At 63.5% G+C, this 23333-nt stretch carries 26 protein-coding genes; 22 read left to right on the forward strand and 4 right to left on the reverse strand.

The window, feature by feature from the left end:
• The first annotated feature begins 132 nt into the window (after positions 1–132).
• The gene (locus FNJ84_RS07300) at positions 133–750 is read left to right on the forward strand and encodes a DUF5671 domain-containing protein (protein WP_143792364.1); all 618 of its coding nucleotides are present in this window, start codon (positions 133–135) and stop codon (positions 748–750) included.
• Complete coding sequence (locus tag FNJ84_RS07305; protein WP_143792365.1) at positions 743–1168, forward strand: hypothetical protein; 426 nt, start codon at positions 743–745, stop codon at positions 1166–1168. The genes FNJ84_RS07300 and FNJ84_RS07305 overlap by 8 nt, the downstream gene beginning before the upstream one ends.
• Here the strand turns inward: FNJ84_RS07305 and FNJ84_RS07310 are convergent.
• Positions 1165–1560, reverse strand: a complete 396-nt coding sequence (locus FNJ84_RS07310) for a DUF4260 domain-containing protein (protein ID WP_143792367.1) — start codon at positions 1558–1560, stop codon at positions 1165–1167. The genes FNJ84_RS07305 and FNJ84_RS07310 overlap by 4 nt on opposite strands.
• Positions 1557–4409: an excinuclease ABC subunit UvrA gene (gene uvrA, locus FNJ84_RS07315; protein ID WP_143793012.1), complete on the reverse strand. Its 2853-nt coding sequence runs from the start codon at positions 4407–4409 to the stop codon at positions 1557–1559. The genes FNJ84_RS07310 and uvrA overlap by 4 nt, the downstream gene beginning before the upstream one ends.
• A 149-nt stretch (positions 4410–4558) precedes the next feature.
• On the opposite strand from uvrA, the gene FNJ84_RS07320 reads away from it, so the two are divergent.
• Positions 4559–5023 (forward strand): hypothetical protein, encoded by a 465-nt coding sequence (locus FNJ84_RS07320; RefSeq protein WP_143792368.1) that lies wholly within the window; start codon positions 4559–4561, stop codon positions 5021–5023.
• Positions 5024–5204: 181 nt separating this feature from the next.
• Here FNJ84_RS07320 and FNJ84_RS07325 read toward each other — a convergent pair whose 3' ends face one another.
• Complete coding sequence (locus FNJ84_RS07325; RefSeq protein ID WP_143792370.1) at positions 5205–5651, reverse strand: hypothetical protein; 447 nt, start codon at positions 5649–5651, stop codon at positions 5205–5207.
• Positions 5652–5887: 236 nt separating this feature from the next.
• Here FNJ84_RS07325 and FNJ84_RS07330 point away from each other — a divergent pair, with 236 nt between their 5' ends.
• On the forward strand, positions 5888–9322 hold the full coding sequence (locus FNJ84_RS07330) for a pyruvate carboxylase (protein ID WP_143792371.1): 3435 nt from the start codon (positions 5888–5890) through the stop codon (positions 9320–9322).
• Positions 9323–9477: 155 nt separating this feature from the next.
• Here FNJ84_RS07330 and FNJ84_RS07335 read toward each other — a convergent pair whose 3' ends face one another.
• Entirely contained in the window at positions 9478–10092 is a 615-nt protein-coding gene (locus tag FNJ84_RS07335) for a TetR/AcrR family transcriptional regulator (protein ID WP_143792373.1), read from the reverse strand.
• An 84-nt stretch (positions 10093–10176) separates the two neighbouring features.
• On the opposite strand from FNJ84_RS07335, the gene FNJ84_RS07340 reads away from it, so the two are divergent.
• From FNJ84_RS07340 to nuoH, 18 genes are all read left to right on the forward strand, one after another.
• Complete coding sequence (locus FNJ84_RS07340; RefSeq protein WP_143792374.1) at positions 10177–10704, forward strand: DUF1772 domain-containing protein; 528 nt, start codon at positions 10177–10179, stop codon at positions 10702–10704.
• 202 nt (positions 10705–10906) lie between these two features.
• The gene (locus FNJ84_RS07345; RefSeq protein WP_143792376.1) at positions 10907–11272 is read left to right on the forward strand and encodes an NADH-quinone oxidoreductase subunit A; all 366 of its coding nucleotides are present in this window, start codon (positions 10907–10909) and stop codon (positions 11270–11272) included.
• Positions 11263–11796 carry an NADH-quinone oxidoreductase subunit B family protein gene (locus tag FNJ84_RS07350; RefSeq protein WP_185968451.1) on the forward strand — a complete coding sequence of 178 codons (534 nt, stop codon included), beginning with the start codon at positions 11263–11265 and terminating at the stop codon, positions 11794–11796. Before FNJ84_RS07345 ends, FNJ84_RS07350 begins: the two co-directional genes overlap by 10 nt.
• Positions 11797–11801: 5 nt before the next feature.
• On the forward strand, positions 11802–12419 hold the full coding sequence (locus FNJ84_RS07355) for an NADH-quinone oxidoreductase subunit C (protein ID WP_143792378.1): 618 nt from the start codon (positions 11802–11804) through the stop codon (positions 12417–12419).
• Positions 12416–13660, forward strand: coding sequence for an NADH-quinone oxidoreductase subunit D (locus FNJ84_RS07360; protein WP_143792379.1), 1245 nt, complete (start codon positions 12416–12418; stop codon positions 13658–13660). Before FNJ84_RS07355 ends, FNJ84_RS07360 begins: the two co-directional genes overlap by 4 nt.
• Positions 13657–13875 carry a hypothetical protein gene (locus FNJ84_RS07365; protein ID WP_143792381.1) on the forward strand — a complete coding sequence of 73 codons (219 nt, stop codon included), beginning with the start codon at positions 13657–13659 and terminating at the stop codon, positions 13873–13875. Before FNJ84_RS07360 ends, FNJ84_RS07365 begins: the two co-directional genes overlap by 4 nt.
• Before the next feature lie 15 nt (positions 13876–13890).
• A complete protein-coding gene (locus FNJ84_RS07370) occupies positions 13891–14241 on the forward strand; it encodes a hypothetical protein (RefSeq protein WP_143792383.1) in 351 nt (116 codons plus the stop codon).
• 7 nt (positions 14242–14248) lie between these two features.
• A complete protein-coding gene (gene nuoE, locus FNJ84_RS07375; RefSeq protein WP_143792385.1) occupies positions 14249–15349 on the forward strand; it encodes an NADH-quinone oxidoreductase subunit NuoE in 1101 nt (366 codons plus the stop codon).
• Between the two features lie 48 nt (positions 15350–15397).
• On the forward strand, positions 15398–16303 hold the full coding sequence (locus tag FNJ84_RS07380; protein WP_143792387.1) for a hypothetical protein: 906 nt from the start codon (positions 15398–15400) through the stop codon (positions 16301–16303).
• On the forward strand, positions 16303–16518 hold the full coding sequence (locus FNJ84_RS07385) for a DUF5337 domain-containing protein (RefSeq protein ID WP_143792389.1): 216 nt from the start codon (positions 16303–16305) through the stop codon (positions 16516–16518). The genes FNJ84_RS07380 and FNJ84_RS07385 overlap by 1 nt, the downstream gene beginning before the upstream one ends.
• A 39-nt stretch (positions 16519–16557) precedes the next feature.
• Positions 16558–17853 carry an NADH-quinone oxidoreductase subunit NuoF gene (nuoF, locus tag FNJ84_RS07390; protein ID WP_143792391.1) on the forward strand — a complete coding sequence of 432 codons (1296 nt, stop codon included), beginning with the start codon at positions 16558–16560 and terminating at the stop codon, positions 17851–17853.
• Complete coding sequence (locus tag FNJ84_RS07395; RefSeq protein ID WP_143792392.1) at positions 17850–18089, forward strand: pentapeptide repeat-containing protein; 240 nt, start codon at positions 17850–17852, stop codon at positions 18087–18089. The genes nuoF and FNJ84_RS07395 overlap by 4 nt, the downstream gene beginning before the upstream one ends.
• On the forward strand, positions 18086–18580 hold the full coding sequence (locus FNJ84_RS07400) for a DUF3291 domain-containing protein (protein ID WP_143792394.1): 495 nt from the start codon (positions 18086–18088) through the stop codon (positions 18578–18580). Before FNJ84_RS07395 ends, FNJ84_RS07400 begins: the two co-directional genes overlap by 4 nt.
• The gene (locus FNJ84_RS07405) at positions 18577–18927 is read left to right on the forward strand and encodes a hypothetical protein (protein ID WP_143792396.1); all 351 of its coding nucleotides are present in this window, start codon (positions 18577–18579) and stop codon (positions 18925–18927) included. The genes FNJ84_RS07400 and FNJ84_RS07405 overlap by 4 nt, the downstream gene beginning before the upstream one ends.
• A 128-nt stretch (positions 18928–19055) precedes the next feature.
• The gene (locus FNJ84_RS07410) at positions 19056–19469 is read left to right on the forward strand and encodes a DUF5333 domain-containing protein (RefSeq protein ID WP_143792397.1); all 414 of its coding nucleotides are present in this window, start codon (positions 19056–19058) and stop codon (positions 19467–19469) included.
• A 10-nt stretch (positions 19470–19479) separates the two neighbouring features.
• The gene (gene nuoG, locus FNJ84_RS07415) at positions 19480–21504 is read left to right on the forward strand and encodes an NADH-quinone oxidoreductase subunit NuoG (protein ID WP_143792398.1); all 2025 of its coding nucleotides are present in this window, start codon (positions 19480–19482) and stop codon (positions 21502–21504) included.
• Between the two features lie 4 nt (positions 21505–21508).
• The gene (locus FNJ84_RS07420) at positions 21509–22279 is read left to right on the forward strand and encodes a hypothetical protein (RefSeq protein WP_143792400.1); all 771 of its coding nucleotides are present in this window, start codon (positions 21509–21511) and stop codon (positions 22277–22279) included.
• An 18-nt stretch (positions 22280–22297) separates the two neighbouring features.
• The gene (gene nuoH, locus FNJ84_RS07425; RefSeq protein WP_143792401.1) at positions 22298–23332 is read left to right on the forward strand and encodes an NADH-quinone oxidoreductase subunit NuoH; all 1035 of its coding nucleotides are present in this window, start codon (positions 22298–22300) and stop codon (positions 23330–23332) included.
• Position 23333: the final 1 nt, after the last annotated feature.

Consider the following 23333-nt stretch of genomic DNA (forward strand, 5'->3'; position numbering starts at 1 on the left):
CGCCGCTGGTGGAGGGTGATTTATAAGGGCAGGCCGGGGGGTGCAAGGGGAAAAAATGGTCTTTGGCGGAATTTTTCTGTCATTGACATGCGGGCGCCGTGGGCCATCGTGCACAGGCCGAAAGGAGGCGTGATGAAGGCAGCTGACATCCTGACGGAATTTGTGCGTGACGGCCTGTCAGGCGGGGCCGACCGGCCTGCGCTGGCCGAGGCCCTGCGCAACGCCGGCTGGGCCGAGGCCGAGGTTCAGGCGGCGCTGGGCCAATGGGCCGACATGCCCGGCCTGCCGCCGGTGCCGCGGCCGACCGCCTATGTCTCGGCGCGCGAAGCCCTTCTTTATGGGCTGCTGTTCATCGCTCTGGGCGTCGTCGCCTCGCATATCGTGATCCTGGGCTTCGGCATCATCAACTACCTGCTGCCGGATCCGTTCGAATATTATACCAGCAGCGGCACGGGCCTGCGGTGGCCGATTGCCGCGCTGATCGCCTTTCTGCCATTGTTTCTTTACGTCAACCGGCAGGTCAATCGGGGCGGCGGTGATGATGCGCTGCGCAAGCGGTCTCTGGTCCGGCGTTGGGTCGCCTCGGTAACCATGCTGATCGCGATGCTGACCTTGCTGGGCGATCTGGTAACGGTGGTCTATGTGTTCCTGAACGGCGACCTGTCATTGCGCTTTGTCGCCAAGGCCGGGCTGGTGGCGGTCATGGGGGTGCTGGTTCTGGCCTATTACAGGGACGAGATGGATGGCTAGGCGGGCAAAGGGCTGGGCCACGATGGCAATCACGGCTTTGGGCGTCATGGCCATCGCCGGGGGCATCCTGATCGCCGGCGGGCCGGGGCAGGGCAGGGCCGAGCGGCGCGACGACATGAGGCGCAGCGACCTGTGGGCATTGCAGACACAGTTGATCTGCCTGGCCAGCGAAAAAGGGCGGCTGGACGCGGTCGTCGAGACGACAGCCGCCTGCCCCGATGCGCCGAACCTGACTGATCCGGTGACCGGCGAGCCCTATCGGATCGAGGTGATCGACGACGAAAACCTGCGGCTTTGCGCGATATTCGAGGTGCCGCAGCCCGACAACCGGCCGCGTTACGACGGGCAGGGCGGTTTCGATGACACGGGCTGCATGGTGATGAACCTGCCCAAAAGCAGCTATCAGCCGGGCGGCTAGCCGCCGTTGCGCCCGATCCGGCCCAGATGGGTCAGCCGGAAGCCGTCGGGCGATTTCAGCCCGTATCCGATGGCCCGGTCCGCGCCGACATGCGCCAGCCACAGCCCGCCAAGCGCGATCAGCAGGGTCTGGCCCGTGATCACGCCCAGCACAGCCAGCACCAGCCCGGCGCCATAAAGATGTGCGGCGTTATAGGTGACGGCACCCACACGCGGCCCAGCCAGATAGCCCAGCATCGACAGGTCCGGGGTCAACAGAAGCAGCGGCCATGCCCACCAGGGCCAGCCCGGCTGGACGGCGATGGCGATGGCAAACCCGGCCAGCGCGACCAGCAGGCCCTCGGCCCTTTGCCAGCCGCCGGCGATCACCGGGGCGATCACTGGGGCGATCATTCGGCGGCCCGCACCCGCGCGGGCTTCAGCAGCGGGCCGAGGTAGCGGCCGGTATGGCTTTCCTCGCTTTGCGCCACATCCTCGGGGGTGCCGGTGGCGACGATCCGCCCGCCGCCATCGCCGCCCTCGGGGCCGATGTCGATGATCCAGTCGGCGGTCTTGATGACATCCAGATTATGCTCGATCACCACCACGGTATTGCCCTGATCGACCAATTCGTGCAGCACCTCCAGCAGCTTGCGCACATCCTCGAAATGCAGGCCGGTCGTCGGCTCGTCGAGGATATACAGCGTCTTGCCCGTGGACCGGCGCGACAGTTCCTTGGACAGCTTTACCCGCTGCGCCTCGCCCCCTGACAGGGTCGTGGCCTGCTGGCCGACCTTGATATAACCAAGCCCGACCTGCATCAGCGCATCCATCTTTTCGCGGATCGAGGGCACGGCGGCAAAGAAGGCCTGCGCATCTTCGACCGTCATGTCCAGAACATCGGCGATGCTTTTGCCCTTGAAGTGAATTTCCAGCGTCTCGCGGTTGTAACGCTTGCCCTTGCAGGTCTCGCAGGTGACGTAGACGTCCGGCAGGAAATGCATCTCGATCTTGATGACGCCATCGCCCTGACAGGCCTCGCAGCGGCCGCCCTTGACGTTGAAGCTGAACCGGCCGGGCTTATAGCCGCGGGCCTTGGATTCGGGCAGGCCCGAGAACCAGTCGCGAATCGGGCCGAAGGCGCCAGTATAGGTGGCGGGGTTCGAACGCGGGGTGCGGCCGATGGGGCGCTGGTCGATGTCGATGACCTTGTCCAGATGTTCCAGCCCCTTGATGGTCTCGCAAGGCGCGGGGGTCTGGCGGGCGCCGTTCAGGCGCATCGAGGCGGTCTTGAACAGCGTTTCGATGGTCAGCGTGGATTTGCCGCCGCCCGAGACGCCCGTGACGCAGACGAATTTCCCAAGCGGGAAATCGGCGGTCACGTCTTTCAGGTTGTTCCCGGTCGCGCCGACCACGGTGATCTTCTTGCCATTGCCCTTGCGGCGTTCGCCCGGCACGGCGATTTCCCGCGCGCCCGACAGATACTGCCCGGTCAGGCTGGCCGGATCGGCGGCGATTTCCGCAGGTGTGCCCTTGGCCACGACCGTGCCACCATGGACGCCCGCGCCCGGCCCCATGTCAAAGACGTAATCGGCATGGCGGATCGCATCCTCGTCATGTTCCACGACCAGAACCGAGTTCCCCTGATCGCGCAGGTTCATCAGCGTTTTCAGCAGCCGGTCATTGTCGCGCTGGTGCAGCCCGATGCTGGGTTCGTCCAGCACATAGAGCACGCCGGTCAGGCCCGAGCCGATCTGGCTGGCCAGCCGGATCCGCTGGCTTTCGCCGCCCGACAGCGTGCCCGCCGCGCGCGACAGCGTCAGGTAATCGAGGCCGACATTCACAAGGAAACCAAGGCGTTCGCGGATCTCTTTCAGGATAGCGACGGCGATTTCGTTCTTCTGTTTCGACAGGGCGGCGGGGGCTTCCTCGATCCAGGCCAGTGCCTCTCGGATCGACAGTTGCACCACCTCGCCGATATGGTTGCCGGCGATCTTGACCGCCAGGGCCTCGGGCTTCAGGCGATAGCCGTGGCAGGCGCCGCAAGGGCGGTTGTTCTGGTAACGCTCGAATTCATCGCGGACCCATTGGCTGTCGCTTTCGCGCAGGCGGCGTTCCATGTTCGGGATCACGCCTTCAAAGACGCGGGTGATCTCGTAGACACGGCCGGCATCGTCAAAGCGAAACTTGATCTGATCCTCGCCCGAACCATAGAGGAACAGCTTCTGCGCGGCTTCCGGCAGGTCTTTCCATGGGGTTTTCTTGTCAAAACCGTAATGTTTGGCCAGCGCGTTGATGGTCTGCGTCAGATAGGCCGATTTCGACTTGGCCCAGGGAAGGATGGCGCCCTTGTCCACGGACAGCGCGCTGTCGGGCACCACCAGCCGTTCGTCAAAGAACAGCTCGACCCCCAGCCCGTCACAGACCGGGCAGGCGCCGAAAGGGGCGTTGAAGCTGAACAGGCGTGGCTCGATCTCGGGGATGGTGAAGCCGGAAACCGGGCAGGCGAAGTTTTCGCTGAAGGTGATGCGCTCGGGCTCGTCAGCAGCCGTTTCAAGGACCGCAATGCCATCGGCCAGGTCCAGCGCGGTGCGCAGCGAATCGGCAAGGCGGGTTTCCAGCCCCTCGCGCACGACGATGCGGTCCACGACCACGTCGATATTGTGGCGGAACTTCTTGTCCAGAACCGGCGGCTCGTCCAACTCGTAAAAGGCGCCGTTCACCTTGACCCGCTGGAAGCCCTGCTTGCGCAGTTCCAGAAACTCTTTCTTGTACTCGCCCTTGCGGTCGCGAACGATGGGGGCCAGCAGATAGGCGCGGGTGCCTTCCTCCATCGCCATGATCCGGTCGACCATGTCCTGCACCTGCTGCGCCTCGATCGGCAAGCCGGTTACAGGGCTGTAGGGCGTGCCGGCGCGGGCAAAGAGAAGCCGCAGATAATCATAGATTTCCGTGACCGTTCCGACGGTCGAGCGGGGGTTCTTGCTGGTCGTCTTCTGCTCGATGGAAATCGCCGGGGAAAGACCGCTGATATGGTCCACATCCGGCTTGCCCATCATGTCCAGAAACTGCCGCGCATAGGCCGAAAGGCTTTCGACATAGCGCCGCTGCCCCTCGGCATAGATGGTATCGAAGGCAAGGCTGGACTTGCCGCTGCCCGACAGCCCGGTGATCACCACCAGAGAGTCGCGCGGAATATCCATATCCACACTTTTCAGATTGTGCTCGCGCGCGCCGCGAACCTCGATGAACTTCTGTTCCATGAACATGCCCCGGTCGACCAAGTGCATCAGATAGTCAGCACTGCCGGAAAAGCAACTCGAATGCAAGAACGAACAAGGAACAAAATTGCGGTTGTGCGAATTGGGCGGTTCGTTATGTTTGTTTGAATATAACGATTCGAGGTATTCCGATGACCATTCAGCGCAACCTTGCATTGTTCGCCTTGCTGTCGGTGCCATTTGTCGCCCAGGCCGAAGCCGTTCTGACCGGCCCGGACGGGTTGTCTGTGGCGCTGACGCCCGAGGCGCTGGCAACCATGCCGATGCAACAGGTCGAGGCGACATATACCAGCAGCAAGGGTCAGCAATCGGCCACCTATCGGGGGGTGCTGCTGTGGGATGTGATCGCGGCCGAAACGGCGCTGGATGATGATGTGAAATCGGCGTTGCGGCATGTGGTGCTGGTCACGGCCAGCGACGATCACGAGGTCGCCTATTCCATTGGCGAGATCGCACCCGATTTCGGCAATCGTCAGATCCTGATCGGGCTGGAAATCGACGGTGCCCCGATTGCGGGTGGATTGCAGATGGTTTCGCCCGGAGACATGCGCGGGGCGCGTTATGTCAAGGATGTGGTCAAGCTGGACATCCGCTGACGGATTGACTGGCAGGCGTGGCGATTAACGTCTGGCCGCATCGGGCCGCATCGGGGACAGGCCGTGGCTGCGCGCCACTGCTGCGGCAGTTGCCGATACCACGCCGCCGCCTTTTCGGCAGCGACGGATCTGGGCCTGATCTTTGTCTGTTGCTGCTCGGACCGTCGTCCGGGCGCAGCTTTCAGATCGCACTGGTGGTCAGAAAATCCTGCATCGCCCTTGCCGAGCCTCGCAAGCCAGTCTGGAAAAAGGCACCCGCATCGGTGGACCTGACCGTCAGGCTGACCCCCTGCGCAAAGAACTGCTTGCCTTCCTCGCCCAGCAGCAGCCCGCCGCCCAAATATTCCGTGTCGACCGGATAGCGGCCCGTGCGGCCGTCGGCGAGGGTGATCCAGACCAGCAGCGCAGGCTGACCGTGCAGACTGGCATGCAAGGGCGTCTTGCCGCCGATCAGCGTAAAGCTGAGATCGCGCCCGCCGGTAAAGCAGCCCAGCATCAAGGTCTTTTCGCCATCTTGTGCCTGATGGAATGCGCGGTCCGATTGGTTTGGCGATTTTTCGATCCAGTCCTGCCCGGCCGCTGCCGTTCCCAGAAAGGACAGGTACAGCCCGATACAGCAGGCATGCATTTCCGCTGGTCCTTTTTGAAGGTGATGCGCCGAGCATAGCATCTTCTCGTCGTTTTCGCCGCGCCAATGGCTGCGCAGGCGCGATGGCGGCCTGCCTTGCGCAGGCTGCGACGCAATCTTGCCAATCGCACAGGCGCTGTTTCGCGGATATGTCGGCGATGACATTTTTCCAGACAGAAGCTTGCGCTGCGTTGCAGCATCGCTAGGATGCGCGCGTCTGATGGGGGATCCGGCCGATGTTCAACAAGATTCTCGTCGCCAATCGTGGTGAAATCGCAATCCGCGTCATGCGCGCCGCCAACGAGCTGGGCAAAAAAACCGTCGCCGTCTTTGCCGAGGAAGACAAGCTGGGCCTGCACCGCTTCAAGGCGGATGAGGCTTACCGCATTGGCGAGGGCCTGGGCCCGGTCGCCGCCTATCTGTCCATCCCCGAGATCATCCGCGTGGCCCGCGAAAGCGGCGCCGATGCGATCCATCCGGGCTATGGGCTGCTGTCGGAAAACCCCGATTTCGTTGATGCCTGCGCGAAGGCGGGGATCACCTTCATCGGCCCCAAGGCCGAGACCATGCGGGCCCTTGGCGACAAGGCCAGCGCCCGCCGGGTGGCCATTGCCGCAGGCGTCCCGGTCATCCCTGCGACCGAGGTGCTGGGCGATGATTTCGACGCCATCAAGGCCGAGGCCGCCGAAATCGGCTATCCGCTGATGCTGAAAGCCAGTTGGGGCGGTGGCGGTCGCGGCATGCGCCCGATCAACGGCCCCGACGAGCTGATCGAAAAAGTCCGCGAGGGCCGGCGCGAGGCCGAGGCGGCATTCGGCAATGGCGAGGGCTATCTGGAAAAGATGATCCTGCGCGCCCGCCATGTCGAGGTGCAGCTTCTGGGCGACACGCATGGCGGTCTTTATCATCTTTACGAACGTGACTGTACGGTGCAGCGGCGCAACCAGAAGGTCGTGGAACGCGCCCCCGCGCCCTATCTGACCGATGAACAGCGCGCCGAGGTCTGCGAGCTGGCGCTGAAGATCGGCCGCGCGGTCGGCTATCAGAACGCGGGCACGGTCGAATTCCTGATGGATATGGACAGCCAGCAGTTCTATTTCATCGAGGTGAACCCCCGCGTCCAGGTCGAGCATACCGTGACCGAAGAAGTCACCGGCATCGACATCGTGCAATCCCAGATCATGATCGCCGAGGGTGCAACCCTGGCCGAGGCCACCGGCGTTGCCAGCCAGTCCGATGTGCGGCTGATGGGCCATGCGCTGCAATGCCGGGTCACGACAGAGGACCCGCTGAACAATTTCATCCCCGATTACGGCCGCATCACCGCCTATCGCAGCGCCACCGGCAACGGCATCCGTCTGGATGGCGGCACGGCCTATGCGGGCGGCGTGATCACGCGCTATTACGATTCGCTGCTGGTCAAGGTGACGGCGCATGCGCAGACGCCGGAAAAGGCGATTGCACGGATGGACCGGGCGCTGCGCGAGTTTCGCGTGCGCGGGGTGGCCACGAATATCGAGTTTGTCATCAACCTGCTGAAGCACCCGACTTTCCTTGATGACACCTATACGACCAAGTTCATCGACACGACGCCGGACCTGTTCACCTTCCGCAAGCGCCGCGACCGGGCGACCAAGATCCTGATCTATATCGCCGATATCACCGTCAACGGTCACCCCGAGACGGCTGGCCGCGCCGCGCCCCCCGCGCAGGTGCGCGTGCCGGTGCCGCCCAAGCCCAAGGCCGACCCCGCGCCGGGCACACGGCAGTTGCTGGAAGAAAAGGGCGCGCAGGCCGTGGCCGACTGGATGGCCGCTGAAAAGCGCCTGCTGATCACCGATACCGCCATGCGCGATGGGCACCAGTCTCTGCTGGCGACGCGGATGCGGTCCATCGACATGATCCGGGTGGCGCCCAGCTATGCCGCGAACCTGCCGCAGCTGTTCAGCGTCGAATGCTGGGGCGGGGCGACGTTCGACGTGGCTTACCGCTTTTTGCAGGAATGCCCCTGGCAGCGGCTGCGCGACATTCGCAAGGCCATGCCGAACCTGATGACGCAGATGCTGCTGCGCGCCTCGAACGGGGTGGGATATACCAACTACCCCGACAATGTGGTGCAATCCTTCGTGCATCAGGCCGCCGCGACCGGCATCGACGTGTTCCGCGTCTTCGACAGCCTGAACTGGGTCGAGAACATGCGCGTGGCCATGGATGCCGTGGTCGAAAGCGGCAAGATCTGCGAAGGCACGGTTTGCTATACCGGCGATATCCTTGACCCGAACCGGGCGAAATACGACCTGAAATACTATGTAGACACCGCCACGGCGCTGCGTGACGCCGGCGCGCATGTGCTGGGCCTGAAGGACATGGCGGGCCTCTTGAAACCCACCGCCGCCGCGAAACTGATCCGCACCCTGAAGGAAGAGGTCGGGCTGCCGATCCATTTCCACACCCATGACACCAGCGGCATGGGCGGCGCGACCATCCTTGCCGCCGCCGATGCGGGCGTCGATGCGGTTGATTGCGCGATGGATGCGCTGTCGGGCAATACCAGCCAGCCGACTTTGGGTTCCGTGGTCGAGGCGCTGGCGCGGACCGAACGCGATACCGGCCTCGATATCGGCGCGATCCGCGAGATCAGCAATTACTGGGAACGTGTCCGCGAAAACTACACCGCCTTTGAAAGCGGCCTGCAAGCGCCCGCCTCCGAGGTCTATCTGCACGAAATGCCCGGCGGCCAGTTCACCAATCTCAAGGCGCAGGCGCGCTCGATGGGGCTGGAAGAACGCTGGCACGAGGTCGCCCAGACCTATGCCGATGTGAACCAGATGTTCGGCGACATCGTGAAGGTCACGCCGTCCTCCAAGGTCGTGGGCGACATGGCGCTGATGATGGTGGCGCAGAACCTGACGCAGGCCGATGTGCTGGACCCGGCCAAGGACGTGGCCTTCCCCGACAGCGTCGTCGACATGATGCGCGGCAATCTGGGCCAACCCCCCGGCGGCTGGCCCGAGGCGTTGCAGCGCAAGGTCTTGAAGGGCGAGGCCGGGTTCACCGACCGCCCCGGCGCGCATCTGCCCCCCGTCGATCTGGAACAGACCCGCGCCCGCGTCCAGGACGAGCTTGAGGGCAAGCCCGTCGATGACGAGGACCTGAACGGCTATCTGATGTATCCCAAGGTCTTCATGGATTACATGGGCCGCCACCGCATGTATGGCCCGGTCCGCACCCTGCCCACGCGCACCTTCTTCTATGGGATGGAGCCGGGCGAGGAAATCACCGCCGAGATCGACCCCGGCAAGATCCTTGAGATCCGCCTGCAAGCCATTGGCGAGACGGATGAAAAGGGCGAGGTGAAGGTCTTTTTCGAACTCAATGGCCAGCCGCGCAACATCCGGGTGCCGAACCGCCTGGTCAAGGCCGAGACCATCGCCCGACCCAAGGCCGACAGCGCCAATCCCGCCCATATCGGCGCGCCGATGCCTGGGGTCGTGGCCTCGGTCGCAGTGACGGCGGGCCAGACGGTCAAACAGGGCGATCTGCTTCTGACGATCGAGGCGATGAAGATGGAAACCGGCCTTTCCGCCGAGCGTGACGGCACGATCAAGGCCCTGCATGTCGCGCCGGGCCAGCAGATCGACGCCAAGGATCTGCTGATCGAACTGGAATAGGGCGCACCCCGCCCTTTCTTCTTCATCCAAATATCCTGGGGAGTCCGGCGCCCGCGCCGGACGGGGCAAAGCCCCCGCTGCCGTCGCCCCAGGAAAGCCACGCGGCCGACGGTTGCCGCCGGCCAGCGCACGGACATCACCGCGGAATGATCCGGTCAGGCTGCCGGGGCTGACCCGCCCAGCAACTGGCGAAGCAATGTCAGGGCCCGCGCCGCGCGGGTATGGCGGGCGCTGGCGTCGGGTGCGGCTATCAGGCCGATCACCCGCCGGATCTGAAGATCGCCGATCAACAGGTCCACATACAGAACCAGCGCCGCTTGCGGGTCGCAGAAATGCAAATCGCCATTGTCACGCGCCGCCAGCAGCACCTGCTGGATCAGTGGGCCGATGCTGCCGCGCCCCGCCTCTCCGATAAGGCGGCCCAATGCGCCACTGGGATCGGCCGCCGCTGCCCGGTTCAGCGCCACCGCGCGCGGGTGGGTCAGCACCTCGATCAGCAGCGGGCCGAATTGTTCCAGCGTCTCGACCGGATCCCCGTTCGCGGCGATCCGCGCCTGCAGCAGGTCGCGCAACTGATCGGCATTGCGGGCGACAAGGGTGCGAAACAGCCCCGGCTTGTCGCCATACCACGCATAAAGCGTCTGGTTCGAGGCCCGCGCCCGCAGCGCAATCCCTTGCATCGTGGTGCCGGCAAAGCCCTTTTCCTCAAGCAGCGCATAGGCCGCCTGCTCGATCTGTTCCTGCCGGATCAGGCGTCGTTCTTCGCGCATGCTGCCCCTCCTCGCTTGACCAAAACTGTAACGATAATTACCGATTATAAAACAGTAATCGTCATTACGTATTTGGAGGGGGCGATGTTGTTTCGATTCCTGACCGGGGCGTCGCTGCTGGCGGCGGGTGCGATCTTCGGGTTTTTCTATGCCTGGGTCTGCTCGACCATGTGGGGTCTGGATGCGGGGCGTCCGCAAATGGCGATCGAGGCGATGCAGGCGATGAACGCCTCGGTGCGCAACCTGGTCTTTGCGCCGGCGTTCTTTGGCACGCCCCTGATCCTGCTGGCCACGGCTGCCGTGGCACGGATGGCGGGGGCGCAGCGGGCGGCTGTGCTGTTTCTGCTGGCTTCGCTGGTCTATCTGGGCGGGGCGTTTGCGCCGACATTCCTGGTGAACGTCCCGATGAACGAGGCTTTGGCCGTGGTTCAGATCCCCGACGATACCGAACAGGCGCGGATGATCTGGCGGGACTATTCGTCCCGTTGGCAACTGTGGAATCAGTTCCGCACCCTGGCCAGCGCGGCAAGCCTGCTGCTGGTCGGGCTGGCCATCGCAGCGGCCGGGCGTCAGGGCATGCCACGGTCCGCAAGCAGCCCGGCGGCGCGGTAAGGTGCGGGCATCAGCAGGATGCCAGCACGATGAATGCCCCATCCCATTCCCCCATAGTGGAAATTTGGCCGGGATTGCGTCCCTGATTGGCCCGTTTCGGCTTTTCCGGGCCGTTGACCCTGCCTGCCACCGGGGCTAAACCGGGCTAAGCCAACCCGTCGCGGGCAGCCACCGTCCCCGCGACCGACAAGGGGACAAATCCGTGGACTATCTGTTGCAGGAATATCTGCCGATCCTCGTCTTTCTGGGTATGGCGGGGGCGCTTGCCATCATCCTGATCCTCGCCGCCGCCGTGATCGCCGTGCGTAACCCCGACCCCGAAAAGGTCAGCGCTTATGAGTGCGGGTTCAACGCCTTTGATGACGCCCGGATGAAATTCGACGTGCGATTCTATCTGGTGTCGATCCTGTTCATCATCTTCGATCTGGAAGTCGCCTTCCTGTTCCCCTGGGCCGTGGCCTTTGGCGGGCTGTCGGATGTGGCCTTCTGGTCGATGATGGTGTTCCTGGGCGTGCTGACAGTGGGCTTTGCCTATGAATGGAAGAAGGGGGCGCTGGAATGGGCGTGATGGTCGGAACCAATACCGCAGGCCCCGACCGCGAGGTCGCCACGGCGGAACTGAACCGCGAATTGCAGGACAAGGGCTTTCTGCTGACCTCGACCGAGGACATCATCAACTGGGCGCGCAACGGCAGCTTGCACTGGATGACCTTTGGCCTGGCCTGCTGCGCGGTCGAGATGATCCAGATGTCCATGCCGCGCTATGATGTCGAGCGTTTCGGCACCGCGCCGCGTGCATCCCCGCGCCAGTCGGACCTGATGATCGTCGCCGGCACTCTGACCAACAAGATGGCCCCGGCGCTGCGCAAGGTCTATGACCAGATGCCCGAGCCGCGCTATGTGATCAGCATGGGCAGCTGCGCCAATGGCGGCGGCTATTACCATTACAGCTATTCCGTGGTGCGCGGTTGTGACCGCGTCGTGCCGGTGGACATCTATGTTCCCGGCTGCCCGCCCACGGCCGAGGCGCTGCTTTACGGCATCCTGCAACTTCAGCGCCGCATCCGGCGCACCGGCACGCTGGTGAGGTGAGTCCTATGGCCTATCCCGATCTCGATACCCTCAGCGAACTGGCCGAGCATCTGACCCTGCGTCGCCCCAATGACGTGGTCGATACCGAACTCGCCTTTGGCGAGTTGACTGTGACCATCTCGCTGTCGGGTTTGGTCGATCTGGTGGATTTTCTGCGCAGCGATGCCAATTGCCGCTTTTCCACGCTGGTTGACATCACTGCGGTGGACCACCCTGCGCGGCCCGCGCGGTTCGATATGGTCTGGCATTTCCTTTCGATGTATCGCAACCAGCGCATCCGCCTGAAGGCCGCCATCCGCGAGGATGATCTGGTGCCGTCGCTGATCGGCATCTTCCCGGCGGCGAACTGGTTCGAACGCGAAGTCTTTGACATGCTCGGCATCATGTTCACGGGCCATCCCGACCTTCGCCGCCTGCTGACCGATTACGGGTTTCGCGGACACCCGCTGCGCAAGGATTTCCCGACCACCGGCTATGTCGAGGTGCGTTACGACGAGGTCGAGAAGCGCGTGGTCTATGAACCCGTGAAGCTGGTTCAGGAATACCGGCAGTATGATTTCCTGTCGCCCTGGGAGGGTGCGAAATATGTGCTGCCCGGCGACGAGAAGGGGGCCGCGAAATGATGGACGGCGATATCCGCAGAAACAGCTATGACGATGGCAGCCAGGACAAGCTGACCGGCGAACAGCGCATCCGCAACTTCAACATCAATTTCGGCCCCCAGCACCCCGCCGCCCACGGCGTGCTGCGCATGGTGCTGGAACTGGACGGCGAGATCGTCGAGCGCGCCGACCCGCATATCGGACTGCTGCATCGCGGCACCGAAAAGCTGATGGAATCGCGGACTTACCTGCAAAACCTGCCCTATTTCGACCGCCTCGATTATGTGGCGCCGATGAACCAGGAACATGCCTGGTGTCTGGCGATTGAACGGCTGACCGGCACCGAAATCCCGCGCCGCGCCAGTCTGATCCGGGTGCTGTATTCCGAAATCGGCCGGATTCTGAACCACCTGCTGAACATCACCACCGGCGCGCTGGATGTGGGTGCGCTGACCCCGCCGCTTTGGGCGTTCGAGGAACGGGAAAAGCTGATGGTGTTCTATGAACGCGCCTGCGGGGCGCGTCTGCACTCGGCCTACTTCCGACCCGGTGGCGTGCATCAGGATCTGCCGCCCGAACTGATCGACGATATCGAGGCCTGGTGCGACCCCTTTCTGAAGGTCGTGGACGATCTGGACGTGCTGCTGACGGAAAACCGGATCTTCAAGCAGCGCATGGTCGATATCGGGATCGTCAGCGAACAGGACGTGCTGGACTGGGGCTTTTCGGGCGTCATGGCGCGCGGGTCAGGCCTGGCCTGGGATCTGCGGCGCAGTCAGCCCTATGAATGCTATGACGAATTTGCGTTCCAGGTGCCGGTCGGCAAGGCGGGCGACTGCTATGACCGCTATCTGATCCGCATGGAGGAAATGCGTCAGTCGGTCAGCATCATGAAGCAGGCCGTAGCCAAGCTGCGCGAACCGGCAGGGCAGGGCGACGTGCTGGCGCGCGGCAAGCTGGCCCCGCCCAAGCGGACCGAGATGAAAACCAGCATGGAAAGCCTGATCCACCACTTCAAACTGTATACCGAGGGCTTCAAGGTCCCCGCGGGCGAGGTTTATGCCGCGGTCGAGGCCCCCAAGGGCGAATTCGGCGTCTATCTGGTCAGCGACGGGACGAACAAACCCTATCGCAGCAAGATTCGCGCGCCGGGATTCCTGCATTTGCAGGCGATGGATTACATGTCCAAGGGGCATATGCTGGCGGATGTCTGCGCCCTGATCGGCACCATGGACATCGTGTTCGGCGAGGTCGACCGGTGACCGAACTCGACGCCCTGATCAATCAGACAGGCCAGGCTGGCATTGCGCCCGCACTGGTCTCTCTGCTGATCGCGATGCTGGCCCTTAATCTGGCTGTTTTCATCGGGCGTCGTGTGCCGAATGTGTTGATCGCCTATCCGCTGGCGATGATTTCCGGACTGCTGATCACGGCACTGGCGCCATTGGTCTCATCCTTTCTGTTGCTGGCTGCCTGACGGGGAGGGGCGCACATGATCGACGCTTTTCTGCATTACGTCGCCTGGGGCCTGGTCGTGATCATGGCCGGGATCACCCTGCTTCTGGCACTGAACAAGCAGAGCGGGCTGGCGCTGATCCAACACCGCCCCGAGATGCTGCCGCAGGCCATGCTGGTGCGCTATGCCGGGATGACCATTCTGGCACTGATCACCGCCTGGATTGGCGCGCCGCGCGTGCTGTTCGGCGTTCTGCTGGCCGTGTCCGTCATCGGCTTTGGCGACGCCTTCATTTACCGCCGGGCGGGCCATCCGTTCTGGCTTCACCTGATCGTTGGAGGCGCAGCCCTGCTCTGCGCGCTTCTGTCGCTCATTGCGATGAACTGAGGTTTTCATGCTTCGCCGCCTTTCAAAAGACCAACCCGCCAGCTTCGAATTTACCCCGGCCAATCTGGAATGGGCGCAGGGGCAGATGACGAAATATCCCGAAGGTCGCCAGCAATCGGCGATCATCCCGGTCTTGTGGCGCGCGCAGGAACAGGAAGGCTGGCTGTCGCGCCCGGCCATCGAATATTGTGCCAACCTGCTGGGCATGCCCTATATCCGGGCACTGGAAGTCGCGACATTCTACTTCATGTTCCAGTTGCAACCCGTTGGCAGCGTTGCGCATATCCAGATTTGCGGCACCACCACCTGCATGATCTGCGGGGCCGAGGATCTGATCCGCGTCTGCCGCGAGAAAATCTCGCCCGAGGCACATGGCCTGTCGGCTGACGGCCGCTTCAGTTGGGAAGAGGTCGAATGCCTGGGCGCCTGTGCCAATGCGCCAATGGTCCAGATCGGCAAGGATTTTTACGAGGATCTGACGGCCGAGAAACTGTCGGCGCTGATCGACGGCTTTTCCGGCGGCGCGGTGCCGGCGCCTGGTTCGCAGACCGGGCGTTTCTCGTCCGAGCCTGTCGTGGCACTGACCAGCCTGGCGGATCGCAAGGGCGAATCCGATCACAATGCATCGGTCGCGGCGGCGTTGCGCATCGGTGACACGATCAAGCGCATCGACGGCACCGAGGTTCCGATCCTGACCAAGTGGAAAGGCGCCAATCAGCAAAGCGCGCCGACCGCGTCCAAGGCGGAAAAGCCCGCCACCAAGGCCGAAGCGCCCAAAGCCGAGCCGCAGCCCGCCGCCCCCGCGCAGCAGACCGAGGGCACCCGCCCGCAGGGTCTGGACGCCGCGCGTGACGGCAAGGCCGACGACCTGAAGCTGATCAAGGGCGTTGGCCCCAAGCTGGAGGCGCTGCTGAACAGCCTCGGCTTCTGGCATTTCGACCAGATCGCCGCCTGGACGGCGGATGAACTGGCCTGGGTCGACAGCAATCTTGAAGGCTTCCACGGTCGCGCCAGCCGCGACGAATGGGTGTCGCAGGCCCGGCTTCTGGCCGCGGGTGGCGAGACCGAGTTTTCGCGTCGCGCGGAAAAGGATGGTATTTACGACTGAAGGTGATGTTTCGGTGGCCAAAACCCGCCCGGCAGGAGGAGTGTGACAATGCCCAGAACAAACTGCGCAAGGAATTGCTGGATCGCCGGTGGTGCGATCGGCCTGCTGGTGTGGATTTTCGCTTCGGGCATCGGGCAGACCTCGTTCATGGGCGGATTGTTCCTGGGTTTGATCGCAGCCGTGCTGATGGGGCTGTTTCTGACCTGGGCCCTGTGCAGCGGCACCGGCTCGGCCGAGGATGAACGCGACCACGCGCTGCCCCGTGCGACCCCTTCGCAGCAGCCAGGCGCCATGCCGGCCGCCGTGCCAGCCGCTGCCGCGCCGCTGATGGCGTCAGCCGATCCGGTTGCCGCCGCTGAACCGGCGCCGGCACAGATGCCCGAACCCGCGCCGGTCGCGCAGCCTGCGGCCGCCTCTGACACCGCTCGCAACGCCGCCAAGGCGGCCCGCGACAGCCGCAAGCGGACGGAAAAGGCCGAAAAGGCAGCATTGGATGCAGCTCAGGCCAGCGAAGAGGTGGTCAAGACCAAGCGCGGCAAGCGGCATTCCACGCTAAGCCTGGCCTCTACCGCAAGCGAGGTTTCGGGCAAGAAGGCCACGGAGAAAGCCAAGGCAGAGGCTGACGCGGGTGACGGGAAAGCCGCGAAAAAGGTGGAAAAGAAGGCCGCGAAAAAGGCTGGGGCCGCCGAAACGCCAGCGACAATCGAGGCCGACGATCTGAAGCAGATCAAGGGCGTCGGCCCCAAGCTAGAGGCGCTGCTGCATGACAATGGCGTCACCCGGTTTGCCCAGATTGCCGCCTGGACCGATGCCGAGGTGGACCGCTTCGCCGATCTGATCGGCAGCATGGGCGGGCGGATCCGCAGTGACGATTGGATCGGGCAGGCGCGGACGCTGGCCTCGGGCGGGGAAACCGAATTTTCGCAGCGCGTCGAGAAGGGTGACGTGTATTGATGGCCCAGAGGGATGAACAAGGCGACGCTGCCCAGATGCGGCTGGCAGCCGTGGTGATCGCCGCGGCCATGGTCGGCTGGATCGTTCTGCAATGGCTTGGAAAGACGTATGGCTGGGCGCCCCGCTGGGTGTTTCTGGTCGATCTTGCGGCGATCGGCGCTTTCGTCTGGTCGCTGCTTGTGACCTGGCGTATCTGGCGGCGCAGGAATGGCTGACGAGATCAGGCACGGCGCCATGACAAGGACAAGAAAAGCATGTTGAAAGACCAGGACCGGATCTTTACCAACCTTTACGGCATGGGCGATCGCAGCCTTGCCGGCGCGAAAAAGCGCGGCTGCTGGGACGGCACATCCGAGATCATCGGACGCGGCCGCGACAAGATTGTCGAGCAGGTCAAGGCCTCGGGGCTGCGGGGGCGCGGTGGCGCCGGCTTCCCGACCGGGTTGAAGTGGTCCTTCATGCCCAAGGAAAGCGATGGCCGCCCGTCCTATCTGGTCATCAATGCCGATGAATCCGAACCCGCGACCTGCAAGGACCGCGAGATCATGCGTCACGATCCGCATACGCTGATCGAGGGCGCGCTGATCGCCTCGTTCGCGATGGGGGCGCATGCCTGCTATATCTATATCCGGGGCGAGTTCATCCGCGAGAAAGAGGCCCTGCAATCGGCCATCGACGAATGCTATGACGCGGGGCTGCTGGGCCGGAACGCGGCGGGCTCGGGCTGGGATTTCGATCTGTATCTGCATCACGGTGCCGGCGCCTATATCTGCGGCGAGGAAACGGCGCTGCTGGAAAGCCTGGAAGGCAAGAAGGGCATGCCCCGGATGAAGCCGCCTTTCCCGGCGGGGGCGGGCCTTTACGGCTGCCCGACGACGGTGAACAACGTCGAATCCATTGCCGTCGTGCCCACGATCCTGCGCCGTGGCCCGGAATGGTTCGCCAGCTTTGGCCGCCCGAACAATGCGGGCGTCAAGCTGTTCGGCCTGACCGGCCATATCAACGCCCCCTGCGTCGTCGAAGAGGCGATGTCGATCCCGATGAAAGAGTTGATCGAGAAGCATGGCGGCGGCGTGCGCGGCGGCTGGAAGAACCTCAAGGCGGTGATCCCCGGCGGTGCATCCTGCCCGGTGCTGACCGCCGAGCAATGCGAAAACGCCATCATGGATTACGACGGCATGCGAGAGCTGAAATCCAGCTTCGGCACCGCCTGCATGATCGTGATGGATCAGCAGACCGACATCATCAAGGCGATCTGGCGGCTGTCGGCCTTCTTCAAGCATGAAAGCTGCGGCCAGTGCACGCCCTGCCGCGAGGGCACCGGCTGGATGATGCGGGTCATGGATCGCCTTGTGCGCGGCGAGGCCGAGGTCGAGGAAATCGACATGCTGCTGGACGTGACCAAGCAGGTCGAGGGCCACACGATCTGCGCCTTGGGCGATGCGGCGGCATGGCCCATTCAGGGGTTGATCCGCAACTTCCGGGGCGAGATCGAGGATCGGCTGAAGGCCAGGAAAACCGGGCGCATGGGGGCGATGGCGGCGGAATGACCATTTTCCGGGATCAGAAAGACAGGATCGAGGCCATGAATGCGGACCTTTCGGGTTCCTCATTCGTCGATGTCCGGCTGTCCGATACTGTCCTTGATGATGTCGATATGTCGAATGCGCGGTTCAACAATGTGAATCTGAGCGGCGTTCAGATTGAGAATGCAAATGTCGAAGGCATGACGATCCGGGGTGTTCTCGTATCTGACTTGCTGCGTGTTTATTCAGGGCAAAGATGAAACCGGGCCACCACCTCGCGGAACTGAACGTCGGGCGCCTGCTGGCCCCGACAGACGATCCGCGCGTGGCCGAGTTCATGGCCGCGCTGGACCGCATCAACGGCATGGGCAAGCGCATGCCGGGCTTTGTCTGGATGATGGAGGGCTCGGGCGAGCCGGGAACCGGCAATACCGAGGCCAAGATCGGCGGCGATCCGCAATATGTCTCGAATCTGACCGTCTGGGAGGACGTGGAAAGCCTGGAAACATTCGTCTGGCAGACGGTTCACCGGCAATTCTATGAACGCCGGGCCGACTGGTTCGAGTTGTTGGGCCAGATGCATTTCGTGATGTGGTGGGTGCCCGCCGGGCATCAACCGTCGCTGGACGAGGCGCTGGCCCGGTTGGACCATCTGCGCGAACATGGCGACAGCGATCATGCCTTTGGCTGGTCCTGGCTGGAACAGGCGCGGCTTTATCGCACGCGCGGATGCAGCGGGGCCGTGGCATGAGAAACGGTCACCTGAAAGCTGGTGCTGTGCTGGCCCTTTCGGCGCTTGCCGCTTGTGAGCCGACAACGGGGGGCGGCCCGACCGGCGGCACGGTGATTGACGCGGGCGATGCCGAAATGCGGATCACTCAGGGCGAAACGATTCAGGGCATTGCGGGCGGGCCGCTGACCTTGCTGGTGATCACCCGCGCTGACGGTAAGCAGACCACTGCCAAGGACGAGGCCAGCGCGCGGGCGGCCTATGCCGCCTATTGCGGCGACAAGGGTGGAATGGGTGCCGAGGGCGAGGGGTATTTCACGCAGTTTGGTGGCACGCCCTCGTGGAAATTCGGGAATTGCGGCGCATGACCGGGCGCATCGGGCATATCGCCGCTGTGGCGAAACGGGCGCTCACGGCAGGTTCACCCCTTGGTGTGGGGCGATCGGGGTTCGCTTGTGTTATGGGCATGGCCCATAACAGAACGGAGCAGACGCCAATGAAACCGACCAGAATATTCAGCGCCGCCCTGATCGCGGCCTCGCTTGCAACTGCCATGCCGGCCGCCGCGCAGGCGCCGATGGAACAGGACCGGTATCTGAACGACCGGCTGGTTGCCGCCCGCGTGGCCGACCGCATCCGGCGCGAATGCCCCAGCATCGACCTGCGCATCGTCGCCGCCTATTCGCAGGCCCGCGCCTTGCAGCGCTATGCCCGCGACCAGGGAAACAGCGACGCGGCGGTCGATGCGTATCTGGACAATGACGCGGTGAAGAAGCGTGTCTATGGCATCGCCGAAACTTATCTGGCACAGCAGGGCGCAAAGGCGGGTGACGCCGAAAGCTTCTGCCGAGTCGGGCGGGACGAAATAGCAAAAAACACGGTCAGCGGATCGCTGCTGAGCGCAAAATAAAGGTGAAATGATGGCCGAACTGCGGAAAATCATCATCGACGGCAAGGAAATCGAGGTCGATCCCAATCTGACCCTGATTCAGGCCTGCGAACAGGCGGGCATCGAAATTCCGCGGTTCTGCTATCACGAACGGCTGTCCATCGCCGGCAATTGCCGCATGTGTCTGGTCGAAGTGGTGGGCGGCCCGCCCAAGCCTGCCGCCTCTTGCGCAATGCAGGTCAAGGATCTGCGCCCCGGACCCGAGGGTCAGCCCTCGGAAGTGCGCACCAACAGCCCCATGGTCAAGAAGGCCCGCGAAGGGGTGATGGAGTTCCTGCTGATCAACCACCCGCTTGATTGCCCGATCTGCGATCAGGGCGGGGAATGCGATTTGCAGGATCAGGCGATGGCTTACGGCGTCGATTTCAGCCGCTATCGCGAACCCAAGCGCGCCAGCGACGATCTGAATCTCGGGCCGCTGGTCGAAACCCATATGACGCGCTGCATTTCCTGCACCCGCTGCGTGCGTTTCACCACCGAGGTGGCGGGCATCACCCAGATGGGCCAGACCGGCCGGGGCGAAGACAGCGAGATCACCAGCTATCTGAACGAGACGCTGCACACCAATATGCAGGGCAATATCATCGACCTCTGCCCGGTCGGTGCGCTGGTCAGCAAACCCTATGCCTTTACCGCCCGCCCGTGGGAGTTGTCCAAGACCGAGACCATCGACGTGATGGACGCGCTTGGCAGCAATATCCGCGTCGATACCAAGGGCCGCGAGGTCATGCGCATCCTGCCGCGCAACAATGACGGCGTGAACGAGGAATGGATTTCGGACAAGACCCGTTTTGTCTGGGACGGTTTGCGTCGACAGCGGCTGGACAAGCCCTATATCCGCGAAAACGGCAAGCTGCGCGCCGCAACCTGGCCCGAGGCCCTTGCCGCCGCCGCCGCCGCGATGAAGGGCAAGCGTGTCGCCGGTCTGATCGGTGATCTGGTCCCGGTCGAGGCCGCCTTCAGCCTGAAATCGCTGATCGTCGACGGGCTGGAAGGCCGTGTCGAATGCCGCACGGATGGGGCGAAGCTGCCGATCGGCAACCGCTCGGGCTATGTCGGAACGGCCAGCATCGCCGATATCGACAGCGCCCAGATGATCCAGCTGATCGGCACCAACCCGCGCGACGAAGCGCCGGTTCTGAACAGCCGCATCCGCGCCGCCTGGGCGCGGGGCGCGCAGATCGGGCTGGTGGGCGAGGCCGCGGACCTGACCTATGACTATGCCCATGCGGGCACCGATCGCGCCGCGCTGGAAAGCCTGTCCAGCCGCGACATCAGCCAGGAAACCAAGGACAAGCCCACGCTGGTCATCGTCGGGCAGGGCGCCATTCGCGGTGCCGACGGCGAGGCCGTTCTGGCCCATGCGATGAAGCTGGCAGAGAACAGCAATTCCAAGCTGCTGATCCTGCACACGGCCGCCGGTCGCGTCGGTGCGATGGATGTGGGGGCGGCGACCCATGGCGGCATGGATGCCGCGCTGGAAGGCGCAGATGTGGTCTATAACCTCGGTGCTGACGAGGTGGACGTGGCCGCTGGTCCCTTTGTCATCTATCAGGGCAGCCATGGCGACCGGGGCGCGCATCGCGCCGACATCATCCTGCCGGGCGCCTGCTATACCGAGGAAACCGGGCTGTTCGTGAATACCGAGGGCCGGCCTCAGCTGGCCCTGCGCGCGAATTTCGCGCCGGGCGAGGCCAAGGAAAACTGGGCGATCCTGCGGGCCTTGTCGGCGGAACTGGGCGCAAAGCTGCCTTGGGACAGTCTTGCGGCGCTGCGCCGCGCGCTGATCGAGGCGGTGCCGCATCTGGCCGCGCTGGATACCGTGCCGGCGAATGACTGGCAGTCGCTTGCGGTCAAGGCCATGGGCAAGGGCGACTTCAGCCCGGCAGTGACCGATTTCTACCTGACCAACCCGATCGCCCGCAGTTCGCCCCTGATGGGCGAATTGTCGGCCATGGCGGCAGCCCGCCGCGCGCAACCGATGGCAGCAGAGTAAACCCATGACGCCAGCCCTTCGCCAGCCTGTCCTGATCCCCGCCGCGCTGATCGCGCTGCTGGCGGGTTGCGGCGGCAATGGCGAAGGGCTGGCCGAACGGCCCCGGCCGAAGCCCGATCAAATGAGCGTCGTGGTCGCCGATCCCTCGCGCAAGCAGGGCGAATCGCCGATGACTCTGGCGCGGATCTCGACCAAATCGGGCGAGATCCTGATTCTGGAACCCGATGGCAGTGTCAGCACGATGCAGCTGGATTCGGCCGCCGGGCGTGACGTGTTCCGCGCGACCGAGGCGCAGATGGCGGCGCTGCGCAATGGCAGGGATCCGATCTGGAACGGGGTCGTGGCCAAGGGCGTGCGACGCAAGGGACCGACCGCACAGGAACTGGCGATGCAGGAATTCGCGGCCCAGACCGGGCCTGCCCTGCCCGAACAGCAGGCTGCGGTGACAATCGACCCCGGTGATTTTCTGGGCGTCACGGTCGCGGCGATCTCGGCTGATCGGCACAGCGATCTGGTTGAAGTTTCGGCCAATCTGCGCGAGGGGGTGGACGCGGATATCGCCTTTTCGTATGCGACCTGCGCACTGGCCGCTTGGGCCAAAGACAAGGGCACGCCTTACGCGCGTCACATCCGCACCGTTCAGGACCGTCGTGGCGGCAAGCTGTTGATCGGGGCCGCATATATGCTGTCGGACCAACGGCCACTGGGGCTGCGGGTGATGGAAACCAATGATACCCTGCGCGAATGCAGGGACCGCGGCATTCCCGCGGCATAAGGAAAGGGACAGGCGATCATGGCAGAGTTCTGGGCATCCTCCCTCGGCTTCGCGCTGATCATGCTGGCGCAGGGGCTGGCGGTCATCGCCTTCGTGATGCTGTCGCTGATCTTCATGGTCTATGGCGACCGCAAGATCTGGGCCGCGGTGCAGATGCGGCGCGGGCCGAACGTGGTTGGCCCCTGGGGTCTGTTGCAGACCTTTGCCGACGCGCTGAAATATGTGCTGAAGGAAATCGTCGTGCCGGCGGGCGCCGACAAATTCGTCTATTTCCTGGCGCCCTTCCTGTCGATGACGCTGGCGCTGACTGCCTTTGTCGCCATCCCCTTCGCGGATGGCTGGGTGGTGTCGAACATCAATGTCGGCATTCTGTTCATCTTTGCCGTCTCGTCGCTGGAAGTTTACGGCGTGATCATGGGCGGCTGGGCCTCTAACTCGAAATATCCGTTCCTCGGCTCGCTGCGCTCGGCCGCGCAGATGATTTCCTACGAGGTCAGCATGGGGCTGATCATCATCGGGGTGATCATCTCGACCGGTTCGATGAACATGTCGGCCATTGTCGAGGCACAGCGCGGCGATTGGGGCCTGCTGAACTGGTACTGGCTGCCGCATCTGCCGATGGTGGTGTTGTTCTTCGTCTCGGCGCTGGCCGAAACCAACCGCCCGCCCTTTGATCTGCCGGAAGCGGAATCCGAACTGGTTGCGGGCTTCATGGTCGAATATTCGTCGACGCCCTATCTGCTGTTCATGGCCGGCGAATATATCGCCATGTTCCTGATGTGCGCGCTGACCAGCATTCTGTTCTTCGGTGGCTGGCTGTCGCCCATTCCGGGCCTGCCCGACGGGGCGATCTGGATGGTGCTGAAGATGTGGTTCTTCTTCTTCATGTTCGCCATGGTGAAGGCGATCGTGCCGCGCTATCGCTATGACCAGCTGATGCGGATTGGCTGGAAAGTGTTCCTGCCATTGTCGCTGGCCTGGGTGGTGATCGTGGCTTTCCTTGCGAAATTTGAAGTTCTGGGCGGGGCCTGGGCCCGCTGGGCGGGAGTATAAA

The sequence above is a fragment of the Paracoccus sp. M683 genome, assembly GCF_007096355.1.
Taxonomy (GTDB): Bacteria; Pseudomonadota; Alphaproteobacteria; order Rhodobacterales; family Rhodobacteraceae; genus Paracoccus.